We start from the raw sequence: 26458 nt of genomic DNA, 5'->3' as shown, positions 1-26458 counted from the left end.
TTTAACTCGCCTCCGCTAATCGTTGCTGATCAAATTTCAATATGGCATTCAGTAGAACATCCGCACCGTGTTGTGCTTGTTCTGTTGTAATATTTTCAGCTTCATTATGACTTAGGCCGCCTTCACAAGGGATAAAGATCATGGTTGTTGGGCAATGTTTTGCCAAATTAATGGCATCATGACCGGCACCACTGACAATATCTTGATGACTCAATCCTAATTCTTGTACAGATTCACGCACCGTATTAATCAATACGGAGTCAAAATAGGTGGCAGGGCTATGCCAATGTTCTACAATATCTACAGATAAATCATTTTGTTTAGCAAAAAAAACTAGAATTTCATGTGTTTGCTCTTTCATTGCTAACAATTTCTGGTCATTTGGATGCCTTAAATCAATTGTCCATTTTATTTGTGCAGGAATAGTATTACGGGATGAGTTAGCAATTGACATCTCGCCAAAAGTAATTAAACCGTCTGGAAATTTTTCCCAAACCATTTTTTCTAGGGCAACAATCATTTTTGCTGTACCAACCATGCTATCTTTACGCATTTTCATTGGTGTAGTACCTGCATGTGCTGCTTTACCTGTGGTTTGCACATCCAGCCATAAAATTCCCTGCCCGCCTGTTACAACACCGATTTGGTTTTGTTGTTGTTCAAGTACAGGTCCTTGTTCAATATGTGCTTCATAATACGCTGTAAATTTACGCCCTAATTCCAGATCACCTTGCTGCTGTGTTCTATTCAATTCACTTTGAACTGATAGTCCAGATTTATCTGTGGTTTCTAATACTTGTTGTAAATCAAAAATGCCTGTAAAAACCGCAGATCCCATCATTGCTGGTGTAAATCTTGCTCCTTCTTCATTCATCCATACCGCCAGTTCAATCGGATAATAATTTTGAACTTGGTGGTCATGTAAACTGCGTAAAACTTCTAATCCAGCCAATACACCATAAATACCATCAAAACGTCCACCTTTAGGTTGAGTATCAAGATGACTCCCCATCACTACTGGTGCAGCAAAATCAGCAATACCACTTTTACGTAAAAATAAATTTCCAATGGCATCATAACGAACGCTTAACCCAATTTCATTAGCCCATTGGATCAATAATTGACGTCCCTGAACATCTAGGTCAGTTAGTGCCAAACGAGTATTGCCACCTTTTTCCGTTGCACCAATTTTTGCCATGTCCATCAGACTTTTCCATAGTCGTTGCGAATTTATTTTCATTTGTTTAATAACCTCTTTTTACATCTATTTGATTGAGTAAGGATTCAGCATTTTTTAATCGTTGATCATTTTCCAGAATTTGCTCTACAACAATTTTCAAGGACGTATGTGAGGCAATATGTGGTGTAATTAAAACCTTTGGTTCAGACCAAAGCACACTATGTTGATCTAACGGCTCATTTGGAAATACATCCAGAATCGCACCTCTTAAATGTCCTGAATTCAAATATTCCTGTAAATCCTCAACTACCAAATGATCACCCCGACCACTATTAATTAATGCAGCTCCCTGAGGTAACTTTGCAAATGTAGCCTCAGATAAAATACCTTTTGTTTCTGGAGTTAATGGCAATAAATTAATCAGAATCTGACTTTTTGATAAAAAAGCATCAAAATCATTCCAGTCCGTATAACATGTTATATTATTTAAATTTTTTGGTGATTTGGACCATCCAACCACTTGATAATCTTGCTGAGCAAGATGTTCTGCAACATAAGCTCCTAGTTCTCCTAGTCCCATAATACCAATAGAGATATCTTGCGGATTATGTTGTGGCCATTGTTGCCAGAGCTGTTGTTTATGCTGAGAAAGATATAAATCAAAGTCACGCTGATAATATAAGATTCCCCATTGCAGATAATTCAACATGCCCTGTTTATGCTTATCGTCCACAATTCGGCATACTTGATAATTTACATCAATTTTTTCCAAATTAAGGTGCTCAACACCTGCGGCCATAGAATGAATTAATTGCAAATTAGGTAACTGCTTGATTTTCTCAATATCCGGAAACCAACATGCTGCTGTTGTTGCCTGTGTAGCACGAATATCATCAGGTAAACAAAAGGAATCTTCAGGTGCATATTGCAAAAAAGCATCATATAAAATCTTTTCAACTTTAGGGACAGTTGACGCGATAACAATCATGAACAATAGTCCTCTTTTTGATTTTCAATCAAAGTCAATGCTGCCTGCCAAGCATCTTCAATAATTTGCTCTACACCATCACGATCGAATTGACGTGCCGTACGCTCACAAACCTCTGAACTAGGTAAATGCAACTTGGAACTAACCATCGCTTTAATTTGTGCCTGACATGCTCTTTCCAGAAAATAAATTTCATGAAATGCACGAGGTATTGATTCGCCAGTAGATAATAAACCATGGTTACGTAAAATCATGCAGCGATGCTGACTTAGATCAGCAACTAAGCGTTCTCTCTCCTCCATAGATAAAGCAATGCCTTCATATTCGTGATAACCCAATCTTTGATAAAACTTCATGGCATGTTGAGATAATGGCAGTAAACCTTCTTGTTGTGCTGAAACAGCAATACCATCTGCGGTATGTGTATGAATCACGCAATTAATGTCTGCACGAGCTTGATGAATTGCGCCATGAATAACAAAACCAGCCACATTTACTCGTTTTCCCTGATCATAATCTTCAACAATTTTTCCATCATGATCAATTTTTACTAAATCAGATGCTTTCATTCGATCAAACGGAACACCATAACGATTAATTAAAAAATGTTCTGGTTCGCTAGGTACACGAAAACTAATATGGGTATCAATCAAATCTGTCATACGATAAAATGCAATTAATCGATATAAAGCAGCAAGTTGACAACGTGCAGACCATTCTTCTGCCTGAATACTTGGATGGTTAGTCATAGCTGAATTTCCTTTTATGTTACTGGGTAATTTCTTCATTAGATAAAGCGGCTGTATTCTCTGCAACTTTGTTTTTGCGTTGTAGGTAATTCACACCCAAAATACCAACCAACGACATTGCTGAAAGGAAAGTAAATAGATAAGCTAACGGCAACCATTCTCCCGCATAATTTTTGGCTAAAAGTGTGCCAATAATAGGAGTTGTACCGCCAGCTAAAGCTGCGATAAATTGATATGAAACAGAAATTCCGGAATAGCGAACCTCAGTTGGAAATGCATTTGCCATAAAACCTGCAACAACAGCATACAAAGCAGATAAAGACACTACAGCTAAAGTAATTCCCAACGTGATTAATAAAATATTTTTTGTTTCAACTAACATAAACATCGGATATGGAACAATCAAACATACCACAGCAATTCCGACCAAAAAGCGAGCTGCTCCTATCTTTTCTGCCCATAATGCAAACAATGGCATAGTAAGAAATTGCAAAACTGTTACCCAGAATAAAGCACTTAAAATAGTTTGACGCTCAATACCCAAATACTGCGTCACGTATGTGATCATAAATGTATTAGTAAAGAAAAAACCTGCTGAACCAATGGTAATTGCCAAACCTGCAAATATCACATGAGGCCAATAATATTTAAACAAATTCTTTAAAGGATATTTAACTGTTTCAGCTTGTGCTTTTGCCTGTGCAAACTCTGGTGATTCTTTGACACCAAAGCGAATAATGAATCCCACAGCCATTAAGACAAAACTTAATAAGAATGGAATACGCCATCCCCAAGATAAAAAATCAGCCTCATCTAATGAAGTGACTGCTTTAAATACCAATAAGCATAGAATTAGACCAGCCGGACTACCAAGTTGTGCAAATGAAGCAAAAAATGTTTTTTTGTGGCTTGGCGCATGTTCACTTGCCATTAATACTGCACCACCCCATTCCCCGCCTACAGATATGCCCTGTAAAAACCTCAATACGATCAGTAAAATTGGTGCCCAGATACCAATACTGGCATAGCTTGGAATTAAACCAATTCCTGTCGTTGCTATTCCCATCAATATCATTGTAAACAGCAACATATTTTTGCGACCCAGCTTATCACCTAGATGACCAAAAATTAATCCAGCCAATGGTCTGGCAATAAATCCGACTGCAAACGTTGCAAATGCAGCCAAAGTACCAGTAACTGGATCAGTAGTCGGAAAAAATACATGTCCTAAAACCAATGCTGCAGCTGTTGCATACACATAAAAATCATAAAACTCAATAGTAGTTCCCATAAATGCTGCTGCGGCAGCACGTTTTGATTGATCTTTTTCCATAATGATCACCCTTAATTTGTGAGGTGTAGGAGAATTTGGCTTTACATCAAAATCAGATTAAATCTTTATTTAATGTGTTTGCTAAAAACTCATTTCGTGATTACGTTTTTTAAAATAAGATAAAACAAAAAGCATTCACAAGAGAATAATTTTTAAGTAGAGAATAAGTTTTTCTAATACCCTATTAGATTGGTGCAAGTTAAAATTTTTAGTCAATATTTTTCTTTTTTATGAATAATTTTGATGCAAAACCACAAATTATTTGCACCAAAATTGCTCTTTTATAAATTTATTATAATTTTTGATATAAGTTTTTATTACACCCACTTTTTACAAAACGATATCTTATTAAATTCCTCGCCAATCAATTCTTGCATTACGTTCAGTATCGTAAACACGTTGTATGTATTGCCCCAAGGGCAACTGCATTAATTGTGCCCGACTCTGTAACACTTCTGACTCATAATGCTGTGATAAATCTAGCTCCCATGGTGTACCTTCAATCATCAATAATGGTGCAAACATACTACAAACGGCAATATCTGCAAGTGTCAATCTCTGTCCAACTAAATACCGCCCTCCATTTTCGATTAGAGTCTGATTAAATTCCTCAATCAACTCATCCATACGAATCTTGGACTCCCCCACACTTTGTTCATTAATATTCAGCATTCTTTTTAGAGCTAATCTCATCGCAGGTACAGACAATTTTTGCCAGTTTCGCAAGATGCCTTTTTCTCCCAAAATAACATCAAGCGTATTACTGTTTTCCTGTTTTAAGATATAAAAAAATAACCAGCGCCTAACATGATTTCCTAATTCCTGAGTTTTTGCATCGATACTCAAAATTTGATCGCGTAATTCTGCCTCCTTACGAATCAAAGTATGTTCAGGATAATTTTGATCCAGATAAAGCGCAATTTTTGTTGAATCTGTAATCCATTGCTCACCATCTTTAAGCACAGGCAAAGCATGTTGATTAGTATGTAAAAGCATTTTTATACGATGCAGTCCCGGAGTTAAGTTTTGTGCAACATAATCCAACTCTTTATGATCAAGTAACCAGCGAGCTTTTTCACAAAAATGAGATAAAGGAAATTGATATAAAATGCGCATTCTGACTCCATTTACTGTTATTTTTAAAATTACATCAAGATATTTAACTTGTCATTGTAGTGATCTTTTAAAGGATTTAGCAGTAGTTTTTATGCCAATCTGCATATTGATCAAATTAACTGACAAAATACTACTCAACAACCAGCTCGTCCGATGTTTTCACCTGACTTTAAGGTCTATTTGCTGTAAGATAAGCGCAATTTTATAACCAAGTTTTAAAGGTTTTTTCATGGGTTTTAATTGCGGAATTGTCGGCTTACCCAATGTTGGTAAATCTACTTTATTTAATGCATTAACAAAAGCAGCCATTGCTGCAGAAAATTTTCCATTCTGTACAATTGAGCCCAATACAGGCATTGTGCCTGTTCCTGATGAACGTCTGGATCGCCTTGCCGAAATTGTTAAACCACAACGTATATTACCTACCACTATGGAATTTGTAGACATTGCAGGTTTGGTTGCAGGTGCATCAAAAGGTGAAGGTCTGGGTAACCAGTTTTTAGCCAACATCCGCGAAACTGATGCAATTGCACACGTTGTACGATGCTTTGAAGATGAAAATGTTATCCATGTTAATGGTAAAATTGATCCACTGGATGACATTGCAACCATTAATACCGAACTGGCTTTGGCTGATCTGGAAACTGTGGGTAAGGCTGTTACCCGTTTAACCAAGGTTGCCAAAAGTGGAGATAAAGATGCTGTTGCAACAAAAGCAGTATTAGAAAAATTATTACCCTTTTTAGATGAAGGTCGTCCTGCTCGTGCCGCAGATCTTTCTGATGATGAGAAAAAAGCCTTACGTGGATTTGGTTTGTTAACATTAAAACCAACCATGTATATTGCCAATGTAGCCGAAGATGGTTTTGAAAATAATCCACATCTTGATGCTGTCAAAGAACTTGCAGCAACAGAAAATGCTGTTGTTGTTCCATTATGTAATCAGATTGAAGCCGAAATTTCCTTACTTGAAGATGATGAACGTGCAGAATTTCTGGAAGCCATGGGAATGGCAGAACCCGGCTTGAATCTGGTTATTCGTGCAGGCTATGCTCTACTTGGTTTACAAACCTATTTTACTGCTGGTGTGCAGGAAGTTCGTGCATGGACTGTCAAAGTCGGTGCAACAGCCCCTCAAGCCGCTGGAGTAATCCATACTGATTTTGAAAAAGGCTTTATTCGCGCAGAAGTGATTGCATACAATGACTTCATTCAATATCAGGGTGAAAATGGCGCTAAAGAAGCAGGAAAATGGCGACTGGAAGGTAAAACTTATGTCGTACAGGATGGTGACGTCATGCACTTCCGTTTCAATGTTTAAATAAAGTGTGATACAGTTCAATACAGACAACAGTGAAAAATCCAATAATACTATTGTCTGCCATAAAACTCGTGATGATACGATTAAACACTGAAACAAATGGATGTTTTAAATGATCGTGTTTTTAATTGACATTTATTACATCCATGGATGCCATAAGAGGAATTAATAATGAACAAACTTTTACTTAGCTTAGGTTTGGCTTCAACACTTGCTATTGTTGGCTGTGCCAAAAAAGAAGAGCCAAATGCGCATGCAGCTTCTGCCGAACAAGCAGCAGCTTCTGCTGAGCAAGCTGCTACCTCTGCTGAACAAGCCGCTGCTTCTGCAAATGCGGCTGCACATGATGCTGGTGCAGCAGCCTCTGATGCTATTACATCTACGTCCAATGCTGCACATGATGCAGCACACGATGCAACTGCTTCCGCTAAAGCAGCGGCTGATTCTGCGAAGGAATCTGCAAAAGAAGCCACTGCTGCTGTTGCAGGTGCTGTTGAGAAAACAGCAAATGATGTGAAAAATGCAGCATCTAACTAAGCTAAATTTTGTTTAAAAACCATGCCATGTGCATGGTTTTTTTATACATTCAATTTTTGTATTTATTCGAATTTCAGGCACTAAAAATGGGCGCATAGCCCATTTTTATGCTCTTTTAAACGCTTGTTGACATTTCATAACCATATATCGCCAAAAAATCTTGCATCCTACATGCTCATTTTTCAAACACAGATGAAACGTCAACGAACTCTAATTATGTTGTACTTTCTGCTGGAATTTTTGGATAGCTCACACCACACATTTGCTCGGCAATACGTAATACTTGGCAGCTATAACCAACTTCATTATCGTACCAAACATAAGCTGTTAAATGTGTACCTGAAGCAATCGTTGCTTGTGCATCAAACACACCCGCTGTACGAGAACCAATAAAGTCACTGGATACCACTTCTGGAGAGTTGGTATAGCCAATTTGTCCCTGTAAATTAGAATAAATAGAAATTTGACGAATGTATTCATTGACCTCTTCACGATCTGCTTCTTTTTCAAGAGTCAAATTTAGAATCGCTAAAGAAACATTTGGTGTTGGTACACGTACCGAATTCCCTGTCAGTTTTCCTTTCAATGCTGGTAAAGCTTTTGCCACAGCCTTAGCTGCCCCAGTTTCGGTAATAACCATGTTTAAAGTCGCAGCACGACCACGGCGATCAGCTTTGTGATAATTATCAATTAAATTTTGATCATTGGTAAATGAATGCACTGTTTCAACATGACCATTTAATACGCCATATTTGTCATGTAAAACTTTTAATACCGGTGTAATTGCATTGGTTGTACAACTTGCAGCAGAAATGATTGTATCTTCATCCAGAATATCGTTTTGATTCACACCATAAACGACATTTTTCATGTCACCTTTACCTGGTGCAGTTAAAACCACACGAGAAATACCCTTACATTGTAAATGTTGTGCCAAACCTTCGCTATCACGCCATTTACCAGTATTATCAATTAGTAAAGCATTTTCAATGCCATAATCAGTATAATCAATTTCACTTGGGCTAGATGCATAAATTACTTTGATAAAGTTACCATTTGCAATGATTGCTTCATTTTCTTCATCAATGGAAATTGTACCTGAGAATGAACCATGAATTGAGTCACGACGTAACAAGGATGCACGTTTTGCCAAATCACCATCCGCTGTTTTTCGTACAACAATGGCTTTTAAGCTTAAACCACGACCTAAACCAGATTGACCAATAATTAAACGAGCAAGAATACGACCAATACGACCAAAACCGTATAACACTACATCTTTGGTTTCACAAGTGGCTGCATGCCCTTGAATTGGCTGGACTGCTTTTTTAACAAAAGCATCAATATCTCCACCTTGTTCTTTATATTCAGTCGCTAATTTACCCAGATCAATTTCCGCTGAACCAATATTATCAATATTAACCAAAGCTTCAAGTAATGGAACAGTATGCACAACAGACAATTCTACGTCCATCATACGAGTTAAACGATGCGCTTTTAAAATCTGAATTACAGAACGATTAACCAAAGAACGTCCGTAAATTGTGGTCACAATATTTTTTTCGCGATACAGTTGACCAATTAGCGCAATCATGCGCTCAGCAATTTCTTCACGATTTTTCCAACGTCCTTGATGTTCTTGATGTAGGGCGATAATAGTGTCTTTACTCACGGAACATATCCTCTAGATAATTATTAAGCGGAAAATCTGTTTTAAATTACCAAACATTTTAATAGAAAATAATGGTTATTAAAATCTATAAATTCAGTAATAGAATTTATAGTCACTATAAACAAAATAAATATCAATAACATTTACTTTGCTTTATTTTTGTGAAACAAATAAATATCATTAAAATTTCAGCAATCTAATGATAAGATACGAAACTTACATTTTATTTAAATACTTTGTTTTTTTGCGTAAAGCGAGTTTTTGTCTATGTTGTTTGATCAAATGTAAAGCTCCCTCAATCACTAATACAAAAACCGCCAACCAAATTGGAATATAAGTTAACAATTCATCTGTTTGAATACTCTCTCCCAAGAAAAGAGAAGCTATTGCCAACAAAACAGGTTCGAGATAACTTAGCAGGCCAAATAATACCAAAGGCAAATAACGGCTAGATAAAATATAACTTCCCAACCCTAAAGTACTTAGAACACCAAGGCCGATAATAATTAACCATAAGATTGGATATTGAGAAAAAACTGCTAGCCCATCTCTAGACAAAACAAAGAAAAATGCGACAGGTAAACTTAATGCAATGTCCCACCAAAAACCACCCAAATGATCGGTTTGTATTTTTTTACGCAATAAAAAATATGCGGTATAACCAAAAGCAACGACAGCGGTTTCCCATGCAATCATACCATGCTGCCAAAATTCATGCCCAACACCAATTAAAGCGAAAAATACCGCAATTTTTTGTAAAAAAGACAGTTTTTCTTTATATAGCAAACTACCACTAAACACTAAAACCAAGGGCAATAAAAAATAGCCAAGAGAAACTTCCAAGCCCCGATCATTCATGGGTGCCCATAAAAACAGCCATAACTGTACAGAAGCCAAAAAAGAAGACAACAAAAGAAATAATAAAAATATTGGCTTTTCAATAATACGTTTAAAAATTTCTCCAATTAACTTAATATCTCCAAAACACCACATAATCAAAGTTAAAAAAGGAATTGTTGCGATTAAACGCCAACCAAAAGTTTGCCCACTGTCTAAAGGTGCTAATAATTTAGAATAAAGATATAAAAAACCAAATGTAACAGATGCCAATACCGACAAACCGATGCCTCTAAACATCTATTTACTCCCTCATGATTATATTCACACTTTTTAGTTGTGATGTGGATATGCCTTTATCGGGCTATTATGACAGTGGCTAAACAAGAATCAACGCCAAAACAAATTTTGCGCTTAACTTTTCCGGAGATTTTTAGCAAATCATATTTTAAATTTCTTTAATAACAAATACGATTAGTTTCATAAAAAATTAGGCAATCATGACATTGCTTTTTCAGTTTTTTCAGGCATGCTTTAACGCTTTTCATTGCAACCAGAACATTATGAAGAAGTTTATCGGTCAATCGATTTTTAAAATTGCAGGCTGGCAATACGATGTTGATCCAACACTATTGGAAAACAAACAAGTATTGATTGGTTTTGAGCACACTTCCAATATGGATGCTGTATTATCTCTAGCCTTATTTGCTACATTAGATATTAAAATACACACATTGATAAAAAAAGAATTATTCAAAGGCCCACTTAAACCTTTTATGCAAGCTATCGGTGGTATTCCCGTTGATCGACATAATAAACAGGATATTGTTGGACAAATGGTGCAATTATTCAACCAACATGAAAAGTTTTCACTGGTGATCGCACCTGAAGGAACCAGAGCTAAAAATGGTGATGAACGCAGACCGATCCGTACAGGCTTTTGGCATATTGCCAAAGCAGCTGGTGTACCAATCGTACTCATGTATGCACATGCACCAACCAAACGGGGTGGTGTATTTGCAAAAATCTATCCAGATAATCTGGAGGAAGATTTAAAAATCATCAAAGCCAAATATGCTGAGTTAGGCATTGATGTGAAAATTCCTGAATAAATATATCTATTTTTAATTCGATCACTGCCCTATTTTTATAAATCTTTTCATAATTTATATGAATGAAAGTTCAGGATTTCTTTGAAAGCAAATATTTTCTGAAAATGTGGCTTGTGATAAGATGCACGGCACATTTTACTGATTCAGTTTTAGATTATTGGAGCATTTTTTAAATGGCAGGTCATTCTAAATGGGCGAACACAAAGCATCGTAAAGCAAAACAAGATGCCAGCCGTGCCAAAGTTTTTACCAAATATATTCGGGAAATTGTTACTGCCGCAAAACTTGGTGGTAGTGATGCAACTAGCAACCCCCGTTTGCGTGCAGTTGTTGAAAAAGCATTAGCTGTTAATATGACTCGTGATGCAATTAACCGTGCAATTCAGCGTGGTGCAGGTGGTGAAGATAATGACGATTTGAATGAAGTAACTTATGAAGGTTATGGTGTCGGTGGTGTTGCCGTTTTGGTAGAAACCATGACAGATAACTTAAATCGTACTGTACCTGATGTACGCCATTGCTTTACGAAAACCAATGGTAATCTGGGTACCAATGGTTCAGTTTCTTATTTATTCACCAAACGTGGTGAGATTACCTTTGAAGATACTAGTCTAGAAGACAAAATCATGGATATCGCACTCGAAGCTGGTGCGGAAGACATTGAAGTTGATGAAGACGAAATCATTGTTATTACTTCACCAGAAAATTTTGGTACAGTTCAGGATGCACTTACCGCTGCTGGATTAAAATCTGATAATGCGGAAGTCACTATGAGCCCATCAACCAAAGCAGAGATCACTGACATCGAACAAGCCAAACAAATCGTGAAAATGATTGATATGCTTGAAGATCTGGATGATGTTCAGAACGTATACACCAATGTTGAATTTAGTGATGACGTCCTTGAACAACTGGATTAACAATGACTTCATGATTGCCATACCTTTTTAAAGTATGGCAATACTTACTCACTTTTCTATTGCTCTATTTACACCACAAAAAATTAAACGTTTTACGATGTATTTTGTTTTAGCAAAGTACAAATATGATTTCTCAAACTATCTTGTACCTCTTTAGGTAATTGTATAAATAAAGCATCTATCGGCATATATTCCCACTCAATGGGAGTTTCTCCTTTTTCATTGAGATGTTCCGCCAATAAAAAAATCTGAGCAACTGAACAATCCAGAGATTGAGCCAGATATTCCAATATTGCAGGGCTATAACCTTGATTCCCATTCTCCAGATTGGAAATATTGCCTTTTGATGTATGAGAAAAATCTGCCAATTGTTGCTGAGTCCAACCTTTTTTCTTTCTCAAAAAACGTACTGCATTACCTATATTCATTGACTCAAAATTTAAATCACACTAGTTAAGTACAGTGTTACAACATATTTTGCTATATATGTATTTTTATGCAATACTTATGTTTTGTTAGACAAAACTTTGTTGTTTTTTTACGGCATTAATTCATTATTTAAAAAAAGAGAGTAATTTTATGTCTGAAAATCAAGATGATATAATTAGCATTACTATTAAATTCAATCAGTTAAATAATAAAATTAGAAGGAAACTGGAGAGTATTGGTATTCAGATTAAACACATGGATGAATTTGATTTCTTTTGTTTTTCTTTATTCGCTGTTCTATATTTAAAGCGTTCGGTATCGTATTATGATCTCAACCAAATCTTAATTCAATTATGTGAAAAATATAGTTATCACATCACAATAGCAGCCATAAAACACAGAATTAATTATTATGAATATTACATTCATGCATGTTTGCAGGAGAAAATTCTGTCAAAAACAGATCCTACGATATTATTGGCATTAAATCTGACAGACCATATCAGTGACGGTATTGATCCTGAACAAGTCAATACGTTTGTACTCATCAAAACCATTCGGGAGATTCTTTTATTATCTCAAGAAGAAGTAAATACTTGGTCTTAAAGTAATATATCCCCTCACTGAACTGATCAATGAAGGGATTACACAGGTATTATTTTTTCTCAGGTTTAAAGCTATCCCTTAAATCCAGAATACGGTTAAATACAGGCTTTTGTGCGGAATGATCATAACGATCTGCAACAAAATAACCTTCTCTTTCAAACTGGAAACGATCTTCTGGCTGTGCCTGTGCCAAGGCCGGTTCAATTACTGCTTGAATGACCTTTAACGAATCCGGGTTTAAATTAGCAAGAAAATCATCGCCTTCTTCCGGATTTGATACACTGAATAACCTATCATAAACCCGCACTTCCGCAGTAACGCCTTTATTTGCAGAAACCCAATGAATTACACCTTTAACTTTACGTCCTTCCGGATTTTTTCCTAAAGTTTCCGGATCTATTGAACATTTAAGTTCAATCACTTCGCCCTGTGCATCTTTAATAATTTCATCACATTTAATCACATAGGCATGACGTAAACGGACTTCCCCATTAGGAACTAATCGTTTAAAGCCTTTTGGTGGAACCTCTTCAAAGTCCTTACGATCAATATAAATTTCTTTGGTTAAAGGAATAACACGATCACCCATATCTACATTTGGATGACGTGCATGGGTAAGATCCATATCTTCAGGTAAATTTGTTAAGGTAACTTTTAATGGATTAAGTACCGCCATCCCACGTGCAGCACTATTTTCCAACGATTGACGAATACAGAACTCCAGCATAGCCACATCAACCACACCATCTGTTTTAGACACGCCTACACGTTTACAAAAATCACGCAGACCTTCTGCTGTAAAACCACGGCGGCGCATTCCTACCACTGTTGGCATACGTGGATCATCCCAGCCATGCACAAACTCACCTTCAACCAAACGGCGTAATTTACGTTTAGAGGTAATGGTGTAATCAATATTTAATCGGGAAGATTCGTATTGTCGAGGAATACTTTCAGAATGGACTTTTTCAATTACCCAGTCATAGAATGCGCGGTGATCCTGAAATTCTAACGTACACAATGAATGTGTAACACCTTCAATGGCATCAGAAAGTGGATGAGCATAATCATACATTGGATAAATTTTCCATTTATCACCAGTTTGATGATGTTCACTATGTAACACACGATAAAGAATCGGGTCACGCATATGCACATTAGCACTGGCCATATCAATTTTGGCACGTAAAACTGCTTCGCCTTCTTTAAAAGTACCATCTCGCATGTGTTCAAAACGAGCCAAATTTTCTTCTACACTGGCGTCACGATATGGTGAATTTTTTCCAGCTTCATTAAAATTACCGCGGTTTAGACGGATTTGTTCAGGGCTTTGCAAATCAACATAGGCATCGCCCTGTTGGATTAATTGTACTGCCCAGGTGTATAGCTGGTCAAAATAACTTGAAGCGTAGCAAGGCTCGCCTTTCCAATCAAAACCTAGCCATTTTACATCATTGGCAATACCATCAACATATTCCTGTTCCTCTGCATCCGGATTGGTATCATCAAAACGTAAATTACAATAACCACCATATTCTTTGGCAACACCAAAATTTAGACAAATTGCCTTAACATGCCCGATATGCAGATAACCGTTTGGTTCCGGTGGAAAACGTGTAACCACCTCGTTGGTTTTACCTGTAGCCAAATCCTCGCTAATAACCTGACGAATGAAGTCCAAACCCGGTTGTTGTGCTTGCTGTTCGCCGGCAACATCGGTATTTGCTGGAGGAATATTCGGCACCTTGTTTACAACTTCATTTGAGTTCATCGTCTTACATCACTATTAAAAAAAGGTTAAAGTTAAAAGCTAATCGTAAATTTTCGCTAAAATGCTCAAAAATAGCAATTTTGAAACAGGAAAATTTATTTTTTACTTGCTATGAAGTTTACAGTTTGCTTATCCTTCTCTCAACTAAAAACACATGGCTTTTTGAAGTCCATGCTCAGGAGATGCATAAATGAGTTTTCCTCAAGTTGAATTAAACACCAATAAGGGTCGTATTGTCCTTGAATTAAACACCGAAAAAGCACCGAAAACTGCTGAAAATTTTTTACAGTATGTTCGTGATGGTTTCTATGATGGTGTAATCTTCCACCGTGTTATTGATAATTTCATGATTCAAGGCGGTGGTATGGATGAAAATTTCCGTGAAAAAACTACTCGTGATTCAATTGAAAATGAGGCTGACAATGGTTTAGTCAATGAAATTGGTAGTGTTGCCATGGCACGTACTCAAGCACCACATTCTGCATCTGCACAATTTTTTATCAACGTTGCCAACAATACTTTCCTTAATCATACAGGTAAAACCACTCAGGGTTGGGGCTATGCTGTGTTTGGTAAAGTTGTTGAGGGTATGGACATTGTCAATGCAATTAAAGGAGTACGCACAGGTTCTCGTGGCTATCATCAAGATGTGCCAGTTGAAAATGTGGTAATTGAATCTGCAAAAATTATTGCCGAATAATATCATTACTTCAAATTGCTTTTATCAAGCAAGGCTGTCAAATTTAACTATTTCCCAAAAGATTAAGCACAAGTTCAGATCACATCTTGAAATGTTAAAATGTTTGATTTGCTTAGGAAGGTTTAAAAATAGGGTTTGACAGCCATATTGCTTTTTAGAAAATCTTCTACAATGTAGAGGATCAACAAACAAATTAGATAATACTTCATTCCTCTTTATTGTACTCAATGACAATGCAAAAATTATTTATTTCCGACCTGCATTTATCAGAAGATCATCCCCGTCTGATTCAGGGATTTTTGTCATTATTGAAGCACTATCAACATCAACCAACTGAATTATACATTTTAGGTGACTGGTTTAATGTCTGGCTTGCTGATGGTGATCCAAGTGCATGGCTTTTACCTATTGTTAAACAACTTCGTGAGTTTACTGCATCCGGTAATCGTATTTATTTTCTGTGTGGCAATCGGGATTTTGTTCTTGGACAAGGATTTTTAAATCGCTTTGATGGCATTTTACTTCAAGAGCCTTATTTTTTGGATTGGCAACAACAACATATTCGCATTGAACATGGCGATGCTTTGTGTACCGATGATATTGCCTATCAAAAATTTAAAAGCGTGATTCGCAATCCGATCATTTTAAATTTTCTGAAAATTTTACCCTTTTACCTCAAACGTAAACTTGCTGATTATTTTAGAAGGAAAAGTCAGCAGCGTCAGACACAAACCCATTACCAGCCAATTGATGTTAATTTTCAAGAAGTCGATCGGCAAATGCAGCAGATCAATATCCTGATTCATGGACATACGCACCGGCCTGCAATTCATCATCTCAACGAGGCACAACAAAGAATTGTTCTAGGAGATTGGCGAGAAGATACAGGTTGTGCAAAAATTGTTTTACTTGAGAATAATGGCCAAATTAATTTTTTTGATTGGCGTTTTTAACAACAATTCATATTGTGTTTTTGCATGTAACTTGCCAAGATTATCATTTGACTTTATATCCGCACCTGATCATGTCAGAATCGAATTTTTCCGTAGATCACGAAATTGATGCTCGTCAACAACCTTGTCCAATGCCGATTCTTATGCTGAAACGTACCTTAAAAATCGCATTACAAGGGCAAATCCTGTTGGTAAAGGCAACTGATCCCAATAGCCAGCAGGATTTAATTCATTTTTGTAAAATTCAGAATTTAAATATTTTACAGATGACTCAACAAACCAATGAGTTTCATTACTATATTGAAAAATCTTAATTTTTCATTAGAATTGAATACCTTTGGTATATTTATTTACATATTGAAACGCAATCTTACTTACATATCCATGGGCTTCTCTTTAAGATAAAGCTTTGGGAATCCCATCCCTATCAAGGAGTTTACATGACTACTGACAGTAGCAACCAATTAATGCCCCTGTCATTGTCTGCGCCTGGCGTCAATCTTGGCGCCTATATCAGCACAGTTAATCAAATTCCAATTCTTACCGCAGAGCAAGAAAAAGAACTCGCTGAACGATATTATTATGATCAGGATCTTGATGCAGCAAAAATGCTGGTCATGTCGCACTTGCGATTTGTTGTGCATATCGCACGTAGTTACGCAGGCTATGGTTTGCCACAAGGGGATTTAATTCAGGAAGGTAATCTGGGTTTAATGAAAGCAGTTAAACGTTTTGACCCTAATATGGGTGTACGTCTGGTTTCGTTTGCCGTTCACTGGATTAAAGCAGAAATTCACGAATATGTGATTCGCAATTGGCGAATCGTAAAGGTTGCAACAACCAAAGCCCAACGTAAGTTATTTTTTAATTTACGCAGCCTCAAGAAGTCTAGCAAAAAATTAACACTTGAAGAAGCTCAGGCGATTGCCAATGACTTAAATGTTACTCCAGAACAAGTTCTGGAAATGGAAGGTCGTCTGACTGCCTATGATGCAGCATTTGAAGCACAAGGCGATGATGATGAGGATAGCCATTACACAGCACCGGCTTTGTATCTAGAAGATAACCGTTATGATCCAGCCCGTCTAATTGAAGAGGAAGACTGGGAAGATCAAAATGCCAATGCATTACATCAAGCAATGGAAAAACTAGACGATCGCTCCCGTAATATCTTACAACGCCGCTGGTTAGATGATAATAAATCGACCTTGCACGAATTAGCCGCAGAGTACAACGTATCGGCTGAACGTATTCGTCAGCTTGAAAAAAACGCTATGGAAAAAATTAAAGTGGCTATGTCAGCAGGTTAAAATTCACAGATTTTTACTGTTATTTGCATCATGAAAACCTGTTTTTGTGCTTGTAATACCTCTAAAATAATATAAAAGTATTTATTCACAAATTATTTTGCGTACAATAAAAGCATCATTTTTGATGCTTTTATTGCATTTTCAATATGAAAAGGTGAAAAATAATGTGGATGGGAATTGCTGCCATTAATCTGGCATTTGCTGTAATGCTTGGTGCGTTTGGTGCACATGGCTTAAAAAAAATTGCTTCAGAACAACAATTAGCATGGTGGCATACTGCTACAGATTATTTCTTTTACCATGCATTAGGGTTACTTGCCCTAGCAATCATTGCAAAAGTTTATACACAAATTTCGATTAAAGTACCTTTCTGGCTGATTCAAATCGGGATTTTATTGTTTTGTGGTTCACTTTATATCATGGCACTTGGCTTGCCTCGGGGTTTAGGTGCAATCACACCTTTAGGAGGGTTATTCATGATTTTAGGCTGGCTTACACTCGCATGGAAAGCATTTAAACAAATTTAAGGAGTTTATAACATGACAACCATTTTTTTGAATGGCGAACAACAGCAGACAACACACACTACGTTATTTGCATTAATTCAGGAATTAGGACTGGAAGGAAAACGCTTTGCTGTTGAAGTAAATGAAATGATTATTCCCAAAAGTCGTTTGAGCAATACCGCTATTCAATCTGATGATCGTATTGAAATTATTCATGCTGTGGGTGGCGGATAAATTTTTAATACGTATCAAATCAAATTTGCCATCATTGATGTATAAGATAGACGATATTTATATTTAATTCTGGAATTTGTATATCTAGATAGTATACAAATTCCAAATATATTCAAAATTAAATTAATCCACCAATCCTTCATCTTTCATTGCCAATTGTACGGATTGCCGTTTTGCCACAACCTCTCTTAATTCATTAATTTCTTTAAATTTACTAAGATCATGACCTATTCCAGCAGACCAATTGGTTAACACAAACAAATATGCATCTGCTGGACCGAAATTATCATCCACAAGATAATCTGTATCTACTTCTGCCAGATAATCTTCAACATACTGTAACAAACGATCAATTTCAGCATAGGCACGTTGTTTTGCTTCGCCCTCAAGTTTTTGACTAAAAAATACAGCATAGGCATCATGTACTTCAGAGTTCAGATAACCCAGCCATTCCAGAACTTTAGCCCGTCCCAAACCTGAAGGTGGAATAAGATCTTGTTTTGGATCATGCTGTGCTAAAAATGGAAGTACAGCCACATTTTCGGTTAAAATTAAACCTGGATTAATTTCAAGGGCTGGCACATAACCTTTCGAGTTAATTTCGTAATAATCTCTGCCTTTTTCGGTAGTATGAGAACTTAAATCAACACGCTCCAGATCAAAATCTACATTAATTTCATTTAAAATAATATGTGCTGCCAATGAGCAGGCACCTGGTGAATAATACAGTTTCATTGTGTTTCCTTGTTATTAACTCTCTTTAGTTTTAGTGGGTTCACAAGCATCTTGCAAGTACCAAGCGTAGTGATGATGTAATAACTTATGTATTAAAACACCACAAACGCTCAAATTTCACGCAAATCAATCTATTTTTTAAATTTAATAAATAACTGCCCCAAATTTTGAGACAGTTTTTCAGGATTTCTAAAAAATTATACTGTCGCTGCTACTTTTTTTAATACGATAGAACCGATGGAATAACCCGCACCAAAAGAACATAGTACGCCATATTCTCCTTCGTTTACCTCATCAGCAGTACGATTAAGTACGATAATGACCCCAGCGGATGACGTGTTGGCAAACTCATCCAAAACGATCGGCATACGCTCCGATTCGATATCTTTTCCTGCAATTAATTTTAGGATTAAGGCATTCATATTGGCATTGGCTTGATGTAACCAGAATCGTTTGGTTTGCTGTATATCAATATTCAAACGTTGTAACTGATCTTTAATGGTTTTAGCCACCAAAGGAGAAACTTCCTTAAAAACCTTACGTCCATCTTGTCTAAATAATAAGCCATGTGTGGCCTGCTCACTGGCATTCAAAAAGCCAAAATTATTACGAATGCTATTGGAAAATTGTGTATGCAACACACAGTCTACAATCTCAAATCCTGCTTTGGCTGTGGTATTTTCAATGATTGAGGCTGTTGCAACATCACCAAAAATAAAGTGACTATCCCTTGAAGTATAGTCATTGTGACCGGAAGTAATTTCTGAATTAATCAATAGAACACGTTTGGCACCACATTTAATTGCATCATGTGCCTGTTTTAAGCCAAAAGTTGCTGCCGAACATGCTACATTCATGTCATAGGCATAGCCTTGAATACCCAATGCACTTTGAATTTCAATTGCGACAGCCGGATAAGCACGCTGCATGTTGGAACAGGATAAAATCACAACATCAATATCTTCAGCACTGACTGCGGCATTTTGCATGGCAATTTTTGCCGCGGCAAGGCCCATTTCTGCTTGCAAAGAAAGTTCATCATTACTTCTTTCACGCAAATATGGACGCATACGGTCAATGTCTAAAATACCGGTTTTTTCTACAACATAACGAGATTTAATCCCTGATGCTTTTTCGATAAAATCTGCTGTTGAATCCCTTAATGCTTCAATTTCACCACGGGCAATTTCTTCGGCATGTTGATGGTTATAACGTGCAACATAAGCATTTAAACTTTGTACCAGCTCTTCATTACTAATGCTTTGTGGTGGTGTGTATACGCCTGTGCCTGTAATACGAATGCTCATGCAGACTCCTTTAATATGTTACTTTTTAGCCAGATCAAGTTTTACCCATGCTTTTTGCAGGCGTGACTCAGATATGGGAATTTTGGTTTTCATGGGTTGAGCGAATAACGAAATGCGTAACTCCTCAACCATGACATATATTTGCGTATCCTTTGCAGCAGAAACATTAAATAATTTATCCATCCATGGATCAACAATAACAATTGCATCTTCATCGCGTGCCAAATTATTGGGTAAACGTTCCAGACGAATATCTAGAGCTTTTAGATAACGTGGATATTCCAGCCAGATTTCTGGTGCGATCTGATAAACAAATTCTCCTAGTCGCATTAAATCCAATTGATCTTCAATATCATTGATACTACGCTCAAACACTTGAAAATCAACAGTTAAAAGTGACTGACGAATTTTCTGCCATAAGGTAAAGATATCGGTCAGAATTGATAAAACTTTTTGTCCCTGTTGTAAAAAAGTTTGTTTGCTCTTTTCCAGCAATCGGTTAAATTCGACCTGAGTTGTAGCATTATCGGTAATAGTCATTTGCAAAGTGGCATAAATCAGTAATTTTTCCAGCTTTGCTTTTTCTCCCAACGGGGAAAATGCCATTGCCAAAGGTTTAGAAATCTGCTTTTTAAGTTGACGAACCGCATCACCTAACTGCAAATATACCAACTGCAAAATCCCTTCACGATGCTGTTTTTGTGCCTGAAGCAAATCATGGAATTGCTGGATCACCACACCGGTTTTAGCGTTGTTATCCAAATCTGCAAATGCTTTAACTGGCACCAATGCCTGAAAATTCTGCACCACAACACCCGATACTTTTTGCTCTGATTCAAAATGAAAATCCACAGGAAATTCAAAAAATTCCCCTTTAAGCTGCTTTACAGGTTGAATGGTTTGTACGCGACAACGTGCCTGTAATTCCTCAAGATTTCGTCCTTTTTCGATGATACGTTTACGCTCATCAATGACTTTAATGAATGGCAATAAATATGTAGGTAAATGATCAAAATTAAAATCTTGAGCTTGAATGCCTTCCCCACGCAACAAAAAAGCCAACACGTCACGAATATGTTTTTGCAAGTCTGACGGCTGAATTTGCTGCATTAAACGACAAGCTGTATCAGGAATAGGAACAAATAAACGGCGTTTATCTTTTGACAAACTTTTTAGCAAGGCTTCAATTAAGTCCTGCCGCCAACCAGCAATCCCCCATGACCATTGTGCAGGGTCAACCTGTGACAAAGCCTGCAAAGGAATGGTTACTGTTGCACCATCTTCATCATGGCTTGGATCAAAATGATAACTTACTGCTAATTTTAACTGACCATTTTTTAACTGATCAGGAAATTGTGCTGTGGTTGGACGATCGGTTAACCATAAATCCTCTTCATTAAAATATAGAAATCGAGGATTTTGTGATTCTACAGTAGCGCACCAATCCTCAAAGCTACGGCGTGATGCAATTTCTTTAGGAATTTTTTCCACATAAAATTGATATAAGGTTTCTTCATCTACGACCAGATCACGACGACGCAATTTATCCTCAACCCGCTCAATTTCCTGTAATTTTAATAAATTATGTTGTAGAAATGCCGGATTAATCCCCAAATTTCCGCTAACCAGTGCATCTCGCACAAAAATCTCATGTGCTGCATCCTGATCAACTTTTTCAAAATTAACCAATTGTTTGGGTTGAATAATCAGACCAAATAACGAGATTTGCGCATAAGCATTGACAATACCTGATTTTTTTGACCAATGTGGTTCAAAATAATGATATTTCAATAAATCACGTGCAGCCAGTAAAATCCATTCGGGTTCAATTTTTGCTAATGTTCGCAAATATACCTGTGAGGTTTCTACCATTTCAAAAGCCATTACCCAAGGCGTATTGGATTTATGTAGAGTACTTGCCGGAAAAACTTTGGCTTTTTGCTGCCGCACAGCCTGATAAATATTGCGCTCATCTGTTTTCTGCGCAATAAAAGACAATAAGCCTGTGAGTAATGCGCGATGTAGATTTTCATAACTGGCTTGTTTTTCATTTAGTGTCATGCCCAATTGCAGGGTCATGTCTTTAAGCTGTTGATAAGTTTGTCGCCATTCTCGTAAACGTAACCAGCTTAAAAAATGCTGTCGGGCAAATTGACGTCTTTTATTCTCTGACAATTGATGTTCTGTTTTTAATGACATCAGGGTTTGCCAGAGTTTTAAATAAAACAAAAAATCAGATTCGCCTTCCCGAAACAAAGCATGTTTTTGATCTGCCTGCATTTGTTTATCAGCAGGTCTTTCCCTAGGATCTTGTACTGCCAGTGCAGATACAATAATCAAGGTTTCTGCCAATACACCAAAGTGAGCGCCGCCAACTAACATTCGAGCCAATCTTGGATCAATTGGCATTTTTGCCATTATTTGACCGACTTTAGTTAAACCACCTTTATTCTTCGCTTTAGCAGAAGCAAAAGACTGCACCGAATGTTCCTGATATGCACCCAGTTCAATCAATAATTTTCGACCATCATTAACCAGACGATGATCAGGCGGCTCAATAAAATCAAAATCTTCTAACTGACCTAAACCCAGACTTTGCATTTGTAAAATCACAGATGCCAGATTAGTACGTTTAATTTCAGGTTCGGTAAATTCTGGGCGGCCCAGAAAATCATCTTCGCTATATAAACGAATACATACCCCTGGCGCAATACGACCACAACGTCCTTTACGCTGATTAGCTGCTGCCTGAGAAATAGCTTCAATCGGCAAGCGTTGTACCCGTGAACGATAGCTATAACGTGAAATTCTGGCAAATCCACTATCAATGACATAGCGAATATTTGGTACGGTTAATGCTGTTTCTGCTACATTGGTTGCAATAATAATTCTTCGCCCTTTTCCTGTTGGACTAAAAATTTTTTGTTGCTCAGACAAACCTAATCTTGCAAATAATGGCAAAATTTCGGTATGTCTGGGTCCATGTTTTTGTAAGGTTTCCTGTAGCTCCCGAATTTCCTGCTCAGTACTGGAAAAAATCAAAATATCTGCATGTTCTGGATGGCCTTTTTCATCGGCATCAGCAAAACATTCCTCTACAGCCTGCACAACTGCAAGAGGTAAATTTTCCTCAAAATCATCAAAATCGTCATCATCACTGCCAGCAATGGTAAGCTCAGAAATGGGACGATAGCGGACTTCTACAGGAAAGCTACGACCTTCCACTTCGAAAATTGGCGCATTGTGAAAATATTGACTAAAGCGATTTACATCTAGTGTGGCAGAGGTGACAATGACTTTTAAATCAGGACGTTTAGGTAAAATATTCTTGATATATCCTAAAATAAAATCAATATTCAGTGAGCGTTCATGCGCTTCATCAATAATAATGGTGTCATATTTGCTCAGAAAGCGGTCATGTCCCAATTCTGCCAGTAAAATCCCATCCGTCATTAAACGAATCAAGGAATCCTGATTACCTTGTTCATTAAAGCGCACTTTAAAGGATACCGTATGTCCCAATGGTTGCCCAAGTTCTTCGGCAATACGTTGCGAAACGCTTCGGGCAGCAAGACGGCGAGGCTGGGTATGGCCAATTAATCCGGTCAATCCTCGCCCAGCCAGCATGGCAATCTGGGGCAACTGGGTTGTTTTACCAGAACCAGTTTCGCCTGCTACAATAATGACTTGATGTTTTTGAATTGCCTGTATCAGTTTATCGGCATATTGACTAACTGGTAAATCCTGATTGAGATGAATTTCGGGAAGACGTTGTTTACGTGCAGCAACTTGTCGCTGCGAATGCGCCAGCAACTGTTCATATTGGTGTAAATCCTGATGCTTACCATGCTTTAGACGAGATAAACGATAACGGTCTTTTGCCATGACCATTTCATTATTTTGCATGCTGCCACGACTACTCAAACGATCTTCCTATTTACAAAATGAAAGTCGGTTATTCTACGCTTTTTTGACAATATTCTAAATACATGCTGAGTTAAATCACCATAACAGATCATCCCATAACAATTTGCTAGCCCAAAGTGCTTGTATCTTGGCACTATTCAAATAGTGTTGAGATGATCTTATGTCTTCATCAGAAAAAGAAATCAAATTCAAAACAAGACAAGACTTTATACAAGCTGCCTTTAATCAAGTAGCGGATATTGTAGCTCAACATGGTTCACAAATTCTGCAATGTTTTTGCCCTGCTCATAAAACACAAATTTGTCTTGAGCAACTTTCTGTCGTTGCAAATGAATATAGCTACGATTTTTCAAAAATTGATATTCACGTCCAAAACTTTGATCAAAGCAACACTGAATTGGCACAAATTGGGTTGGATTAAAAAATGAGCAAAACATTGAAAAAACCATGGGATTGCGAAAATCCCCCTTTTTATAAGATGGGGGTAACGGATGAGTATCAGACATCTGATATGTACAAGTTTCCAAGAAATCTGGACAACGTACAATTAATTAAAACTGAAAAAGGTACTTTCCCAATATTGCATTCAGTGCCATGTGACGAATTAAAAATTGCATCTATTGATTGGGTAACTTTTAGCTTTGGCGTAGAAACATTAGGTACGCAATATCTCCATATCTCTTCAGAATATGAAGAAGACGGTTTAACTTGGGCTATAGAACACTTACTTGAACCTTGGTTATATGAAATTTTTGGCTTTGGGCTGGGTAAACGCCGCAAAAACGGCATGATACATCATAAATTTGCCTATGAATTACAAGAACATGATGGCTCAAGTCTTGGTATGGTTTTGTACGGCCACAACTCAAAGAAAATTACAGTACAAATTAATGGCACTGGCTGTGCCTTAGCAGTTCGTGGTTGGGAAAAAACTTTATATCAATACATACTTAATGATTTCCAACGTGCAGAATTACGACGAATTGATTTAGCACATGATGATTTACAGGGTGACTATCTAAGTGTCGATCTAGCCGATGAATGGGATTCTAATGGTGGTTTCTACTGCGGTGGAAAAATGCCTAACATTGAACATAAAGGTTCATGGAAACGTATAAATGGTCGCGGACGAACATTAAATATTGGTCATCGTGAATCTGGAAAATATTGCAGAATATACGAAAAAGGTAAAAAAGAAGGCGATGCTCTTAGTCTTTGGACACGTGCTGAAGTTGAATTTAAAGCAACAGATCGATATATTCCGCTAGACATATTACTTTGCCCTTCTCCTTATTTTGTAGGTGCATATCCTTGTTTTCAATGGCTGGCCAAAACATTAAAAGGTCAATTTATTAATGCTGAAAAAACAGAAATTATAAAAAAACAAGGCGAAATAAATTTAGAAAAATCAATTGAAATAACTAAACATCAATTTGGTAAATATATACGTTTTTATCGAAAAATTTTTTCAGATGAACAAATTGTTGAAATGCTTTCATCTGAAAAAGATGAAGTACCTTCTCGCCTTAAATTTGCAATGACAAGTGCAATTATGCTTGCAAAGCAAAATATATCTCTTGCAACTCAAAAAATTGATGACTTGCCTTTATTTCAGCACGTCACTGCTATTAATCAATCCATTTATGAACGGAGTATATCCAAATGTTAATGAACGCAACCATTAAAGTATTAGGTGCAAAAAAATCCAAGGGAGATTTTAACGGTAAGCCTTATGACAATACTGTTTTGTACCAAGAAGTTAGTATGAAACAAGGTGAAGATTATCTTGGTGCAGCCAGTGAAGAAATTAAATGGGGGAATTCATCTAATTTTGATCATTTAAAAGTGACAGGAATTAAATTTCCATTTGTTGCCGATGTCACATTAGAACAAGTCACAAATGGTCGTACCTCTACTTTAGTCATTGTTGATTTAAAACCACAGGTACAAGCTAAAAATTAGTAATTTAATTAATGATTAGGCGTTTTAATACATGAATATAACTCGTTTTATCATAACTATTTTCCCTCTCTTTCTTTTGGTGTTATGTCTTGGTTTTCTTATTTTGGCTTTGATTTTTGACTTTATGAAATAGGAATTTAAGTAATGGCATACGTTTGTGAAACATTGCAACTAATTGACAACGTGCAAACGTGTGTATCTTGGGTCGCATTTGTAGAACCTAATCTTTTTAGATCTATAGAAATTAATGGTG

At 36.9% G+C, this 26458-nt stretch carries 26 protein-coding genes; 14 read left to right on the top strand and 12 right to left on the bottom strand.

Going from position 1 to position 26458, the window contains the following annotated elements:
• Position 1: 1 nt before the first annotated feature.
• From F4V57_RS14100 to F4V57_RS14080, 5 genes are all read right to left on the bottom strand, one after another.
• Positions 2 to 1240: a Zn-dependent hydrolase gene (locus F4V57_RS14100; protein WP_070070832.1), complete on the bottom strand. Its 1239-nt coding sequence runs from the start codon at positions 1238 to 1240 to the stop codon at positions 2 to 4.
• A 4-nt stretch (positions 1241 to 1244) separates the two neighbouring features.
• The gene (locus F4V57_RS14095) at positions 1245 to 2168 is read right to left on the bottom strand and encodes a 2-hydroxyacid dehydrogenase (RefSeq protein WP_070070833.1); all 924 of its coding nucleotides are present in this window, start codon (positions 2166 to 2168) and stop codon (positions 1245 to 1247) included.
• Entirely contained in the window at positions 2165 to 2917 is a 753-nt protein-coding gene (locus F4V57_RS14090; RefSeq protein WP_070070834.1) for a class II aldolase/adducin family protein, read from the bottom strand. Before F4V57_RS14090 ends, F4V57_RS14095 begins: the two co-directional genes overlap by 4 nt.
• 19 nt (positions 2918 to 2936) lie before the next feature.
• A complete protein-coding gene (locus F4V57_RS14085) occupies positions 2937 to 4250 on the bottom strand; it encodes an MFS transporter (protein WP_070070835.1) in 1314 nt (437 codons plus the stop codon).
• Positions 4251 to 4598: 348 nt separating this feature from the next.
• A complete protein-coding gene (locus F4V57_RS14080; protein ID WP_070070836.1) occupies positions 4599 to 5366 on the bottom strand; it encodes a glutathione S-transferase family protein in 768 nt (255 codons plus the stop codon).
• A 229-nt stretch (positions 5367 to 5595) separates the two neighbouring features.
• Here F4V57_RS14080 and ychF point away from each other — a divergent pair, with 229 nt between their 5' ends.
• Together ychF and F4V57_RS14070 are read left to right on the top strand one after the other, a co-directional pair.
• Positions 5596 to 6687: a redox-regulated ATPase YchF gene (gene ychF, locus F4V57_RS14075; RefSeq protein WP_070070837.1), complete on the top strand. Its 1092-nt coding sequence runs from the start codon at positions 5596 to 5598 to the stop codon at positions 6685 to 6687.
• A 171-nt stretch (positions 6688 to 6858) separates the two neighbouring features.
• Complete coding sequence (locus F4V57_RS14070) at positions 6859 to 7224, top strand: hypothetical protein (RefSeq protein WP_070070838.1); 366 nt, start codon at positions 6859 to 6861, stop codon at positions 7222 to 7224.
• 214 nt (positions 7225 to 7438) lie between these two features.
• Here F4V57_RS14070 and F4V57_RS14065 read toward each other — a convergent pair whose 3' ends face one another.
• Together F4V57_RS14065 and rarD are read right to left on the bottom strand one after the other, a co-directional pair.
• Positions 7439 to 8896 (bottom strand): glyceraldehyde-3-phosphate dehydrogenase, encoded by a 1458-nt coding sequence (locus F4V57_RS14065; RefSeq protein ID WP_070070839.1) that lies wholly within the window; start codon positions 8894 to 8896, stop codon positions 7439 to 7441.
• Between the two features lie 216 nt (positions 8897 to 9112).
• The gene (gene rarD / locus F4V57_RS14060) at positions 9113 to 10033 is read right to left on the bottom strand and encodes an EamA family transporter RarD (protein WP_070070840.1); all 921 of its coding nucleotides are present in this window, start codon (positions 10031 to 10033) and stop codon (positions 9113 to 9115) included.
• A 263-nt stretch (positions 10034 to 10296) separates the two neighbouring features.
• Here rarD and F4V57_RS14055 point away from each other — a divergent pair, with 263 nt between their 5' ends.
• Positions 10297 to 10845, top strand: coding sequence for a 1-acyl-sn-glycerol-3-phosphate acyltransferase (locus F4V57_RS14055; RefSeq protein ID WP_070070841.1), 549 nt, complete (start codon positions 10297 to 10299; stop codon positions 10843 to 10845).
• A 173-nt stretch (positions 10846 to 11018) separates the two neighbouring features.
• Positions 11019 to 11765: a YebC/PmpR family DNA-binding transcriptional regulator gene (locus F4V57_RS14050; RefSeq protein ID WP_070070842.1), complete on the top strand. Its 747-nt coding sequence runs from the start codon at positions 11019 to 11021 to the stop codon at positions 11763 to 11765.
• Between the two features lie 92 nt (positions 11766 to 11857).
• On the opposite strand, the gene F4V57_RS14045 is transcribed toward F4V57_RS14050, so the two are convergent.
• Complete coding sequence (locus F4V57_RS14045) at positions 11858 to 12193, bottom strand: helix-turn-helix domain-containing protein (RefSeq protein WP_070070843.1); 336 nt, start codon at positions 12191 to 12193, stop codon at positions 11858 to 11860.
• Between the two features lie 151 nt (positions 12194 to 12344).
• Between F4V57_RS14045 and F4V57_RS14040 the strand changes: the two genes are divergently transcribed.
• Positions 12345 to 12800, top strand: coding sequence for a hypothetical protein (locus F4V57_RS14040; protein ID WP_070070844.1), 456 nt, complete (start codon positions 12345 to 12347; stop codon positions 12798 to 12800).
• Between the two features lie 49 nt (positions 12801 to 12849).
• Here F4V57_RS14040 and F4V57_RS14035 read toward each other — a convergent pair whose 3' ends face one another.
• Positions 12850 to 14571, bottom strand: coding sequence for a glutamine--tRNA ligase/YqeY domain fusion protein (locus F4V57_RS14035; RefSeq protein WP_070070845.1), 1722 nt, complete (start codon positions 14569 to 14571; stop codon positions 12850 to 12852).
• 190 nt (positions 14572 to 14761) lie between these two features.
• Here F4V57_RS14035 and F4V57_RS14030 point away from each other — a divergent pair, with 190 nt between their 5' ends.
• The 6 genes from F4V57_RS14030 to thiS all read left to right on the top strand — a co-directional run bounded on the left by F4V57_RS14030 (position 14762) and on the right by thiS (position 18274).
• On the top strand, positions 14762 to 15271 hold the full coding sequence (locus F4V57_RS14030; RefSeq protein WP_070070846.1) for a peptidylprolyl isomerase: 510 nt from the start codon (positions 14762 to 14764) through the stop codon (positions 15269 to 15271).
• 233 nt (positions 15272 to 15504) lie between these two features.
• The gene (locus F4V57_RS14025; protein ID WP_070070847.1) at positions 15505 to 16224 is read left to right on the top strand and encodes a UDP-2,3-diacylglucosamine diphosphatase; all 720 of its coding nucleotides are present in this window, start codon (positions 15505 to 15507) and stop codon (positions 16222 to 16224) included.
• 71 nt (positions 16225 to 16295) lie between these two features.
• Complete coding sequence (locus F4V57_RS14020) at positions 16296 to 16538, top strand: sulfurtransferase TusA family protein (protein ID WP_070070910.1); 243 nt, start codon at positions 16296 to 16298, stop codon at positions 16536 to 16538.
• Positions 16539 to 16664: 126 nt separating this feature from the next.
• Positions 16665 to 17534: an RNA polymerase sigma factor RpoH gene (gene rpoH, locus F4V57_RS14015; RefSeq protein ID WP_070070848.1), complete on the top strand. Its 870-nt coding sequence runs from the start codon at positions 16665 to 16667 to the stop codon at positions 17532 to 17534.
• A gap of 164 nt (positions 17535 to 17698) precedes the next feature.
• Positions 17699 to 18061: a DUF423 domain-containing protein gene (locus F4V57_RS14010; protein ID WP_070070849.1), complete on the top strand. Its 363-nt coding sequence runs from the start codon at positions 17699 to 17701 to the stop codon at positions 18059 to 18061.
• Between the two features lie 12 nt (positions 18062 to 18073).
• A complete protein-coding gene (gene thiS / locus F4V57_RS14005; protein ID WP_070070850.1) occupies positions 18074 to 18274 on the top strand; it encodes a sulfur carrier protein ThiS in 201 nt (66 codons plus the stop codon).
• Between the two features lie 123 nt (positions 18275 to 18397).
• On the opposite strand, the gene F4V57_RS14000 is transcribed toward thiS, so the two are convergent.
• The 3 genes from F4V57_RS14000 to hrpA form a co-directional block, all read right to left on the bottom strand.
• A complete protein-coding gene (locus F4V57_RS14000; RefSeq protein WP_070070851.1) occupies positions 18398 to 19009 on the bottom strand; it encodes a glutathione binding-like protein in 612 nt (203 codons plus the stop codon).
• Between the two features lie 197 nt (positions 19010 to 19206).
• Entirely contained in the window at positions 19207 to 20316 is a 1110-nt protein-coding gene (locus F4V57_RS13995; RefSeq protein WP_070070852.1) for a beta-ketoacyl-ACP synthase III, read from the bottom strand.
• Positions 20317 to 20334: 18 nt separating this feature from the next.
• Positions 20335 to 24222 carry an ATP-dependent RNA helicase HrpA gene (hrpA, locus tag F4V57_RS13990; protein WP_070070853.1) on the bottom strand — a complete coding sequence of 1296 codons (3888 nt, stop codon included), beginning with the start codon at positions 24220 to 24222 and terminating at the stop codon, positions 20335 to 20337.
• 181 nt (positions 24223 to 24403) lie between these two features.
• Between hrpA and F4V57_RS13985 the strand changes: the two genes are divergently transcribed.
• Genes F4V57_RS13985 through F4V57_RS13975 form a run of 3 tightly spaced genes read left to right on the top strand, consistent with a single transcriptional unit; the run spans position 24404 to position 26205 of the window.
• Positions 24404 to 24664 (top strand): hypothetical protein, encoded by a 261-nt coding sequence (locus F4V57_RS13985; protein WP_070070854.1) that lies wholly within the window; start codon positions 24404 to 24406, stop codon positions 24662 to 24664.
• A gap of 3 nt (positions 24665 to 24667) precedes the next feature.
• Entirely contained in the window at positions 24668 to 25912 is a 1245-nt protein-coding gene (locus tag F4V57_RS13980) for a replication initiation factor domain-containing protein (RefSeq protein ID WP_081409281.1), read from the top strand.
• A complete protein-coding gene (locus F4V57_RS13975; RefSeq protein WP_070070855.1) occupies positions 25906 to 26205 on the top strand; it encodes a hypothetical protein in 300 nt (99 codons plus the stop codon). The genes F4V57_RS13980 and F4V57_RS13975 overlap by 7 nt, the downstream gene beginning before the upstream one ends.
• Positions 26206 to 26458: the final 253 nt, after the last annotated feature.

Origin of the sequence: Acinetobacter qingfengensis (assembly GCF_008693185.1) — a bacterium.
In the GTDB taxonomy this organism is placed as follows: domain Bacteria; phylum Pseudomonadota; class Gammaproteobacteria; order Pseudomonadales; family Moraxellaceae; genus Acinetobacter; species Acinetobacter qingfengensis.
The sequence above is the reverse complement of the archived record's forward strand: the minus strand, read 5'-3'. Positions and strand labels throughout refer to the sequence as shown.

Coding starts and splice junctions, on each gene's coding strand:
- F4V57_RS14100 (WP_070070832.1), bottom strand. CDS start 1,240: ATGAAAATAAATTCGCAACGACTATGGAAAAGTCTGATGGACATGGCA.
- F4V57_RS14095 (WP_070070833.1), bottom strand. CDS start 2,168: ATGATTGTTATCGCGTCAACTGTCCCTAAAGTTGAAAAGATTTTATAT.
- F4V57_RS14090 (WP_070070834.1), bottom strand. CDS start 2,917: ATGACTAACCATCCAAGTATTCAGGCAGAAGAATGGTCTGCACGTTGT.
- F4V57_RS14085 (WP_070070835.1), bottom strand. CDS start 4,250: ATGGAAAAAGATCAATCAAAACGTGCTGCCGCAGCAGCATTTATGGGA.
- F4V57_RS14080 (WP_070070836.1), bottom strand. CDS start 5,366: ATGCGCATTTTATATCAATTTCCTTTATCTCATTTTTGTGAAAAAGCT.
- ychF (WP_070070837.1), top strand. CDS start 5,596: ATGGGTTTTAATTGCGGAATTGTCGGCTTACCCAATGTTGGTAAATCT.
- F4V57_RS14070 (WP_070070838.1), top strand. CDS start 6,859: ATGAACAAACTTTTACTTAGCTTAGGTTTGGCTTCAACACTTGCTATT.
- rarD (WP_070070840.1), bottom strand. CDS start 10,033: ATGTTTAGAGGCATCGGTTTGTCGGTATTGGCATCTGTTACATTTGGT.
- F4V57_RS14055 (WP_070070841.1), top strand. CDS start 10,297: ATGAAGAAGTTTATCGGTCAATCGATTTTTAAAATTGCAGGCTGGCAA.
- F4V57_RS14050 (WP_070070842.1), top strand. CDS start 11,019: ATGGCAGGTCATTCTAAATGGGCGAACACAAAGCATCGTAAAGCAAAA.
- F4V57_RS14045 (WP_070070843.1), bottom strand. CDS start 12,193: ATGAATATAGGTAATGCAGTACGTTTTTTGAGAAAGAAAAAAGGTTGG.
- F4V57_RS14040 (WP_070070844.1), top strand. CDS start 12,345: ATGTCTGAAAATCAAGATGATATAATTAGCATTACTATTAAATTCAAT.
- F4V57_RS14035 (WP_070070845.1), bottom strand. CDS start 14,571: ATGAACTCAAATGAAGTTGTAAACAAGGTGCCGAATATTCCTCCAGCA.
- F4V57_RS14030 (WP_070070846.1), top strand. CDS start 14,762: ATGAGTTTTCCTCAAGTTGAATTAAACACCAATAAGGGTCGTATTGTC.
- F4V57_RS14025 (WP_070070847.1), top strand. CDS start 15,505: ATGCAAAAATTATTTATTTCCGACCTGCATTTATCAGAAGATCATCCC.
- F4V57_RS14020 (WP_070070910.1), top strand. CDS start 16,296: ATGTCAGAATCGAATTTTTCCGTAGATCACGAAATTGATGCTCGTCAA.
- rpoH (WP_070070848.1), top strand. CDS start 16,665: ATGACTACTGACAGTAGCAACCAATTAATGCCCCTGTCATTGTCTGCG.
- F4V57_RS14010 (WP_070070849.1), top strand. CDS start 17,699: ATGTGGATGGGAATTGCTGCCATTAATCTGGCATTTGCTGTAATGCTT.
- thiS (WP_070070850.1), top strand. CDS start 18,074: ATGACAACCATTTTTTTGAATGGCGAACAACAGCAGACAACACACACT.
- F4V57_RS14000 (WP_070070851.1), bottom strand. CDS start 19,009: ATGAAACTGTATTATTCACCAGGTGCCTGCTCATTGGCAGCACATATT.
- F4V57_RS13995 (WP_070070852.1), bottom strand. CDS start 20,316: ATGAGCATTCGTATTACAGGCACAGGCGTATACACACCACCACAAAGC.
- hrpA (WP_070070853.1), bottom strand. CDS start 24,222: ATGCAAAATAATGAAATGGTCATGGCAAAAGACCGTTATCGTTTATCT.
- F4V57_RS13985 (WP_070070854.1), top strand. CDS start 24,404: ATGTCTTCATCAGAAAAAGAAATCAAATTCAAAACAAGACAAGACTTT.
- F4V57_RS13980 (WP_081409281.1), top strand. CDS start 24,668: ATGAGCAAAACATTGAAAAAACCATGGGATTGCGAAAATCCCCCTTTT.
- F4V57_RS13975 (WP_070070855.1), top strand. CDS start 25,906: ATGTTAATGAACGCAACCATTAAAGTATTAGGTGCAAAAAAATCCAAG.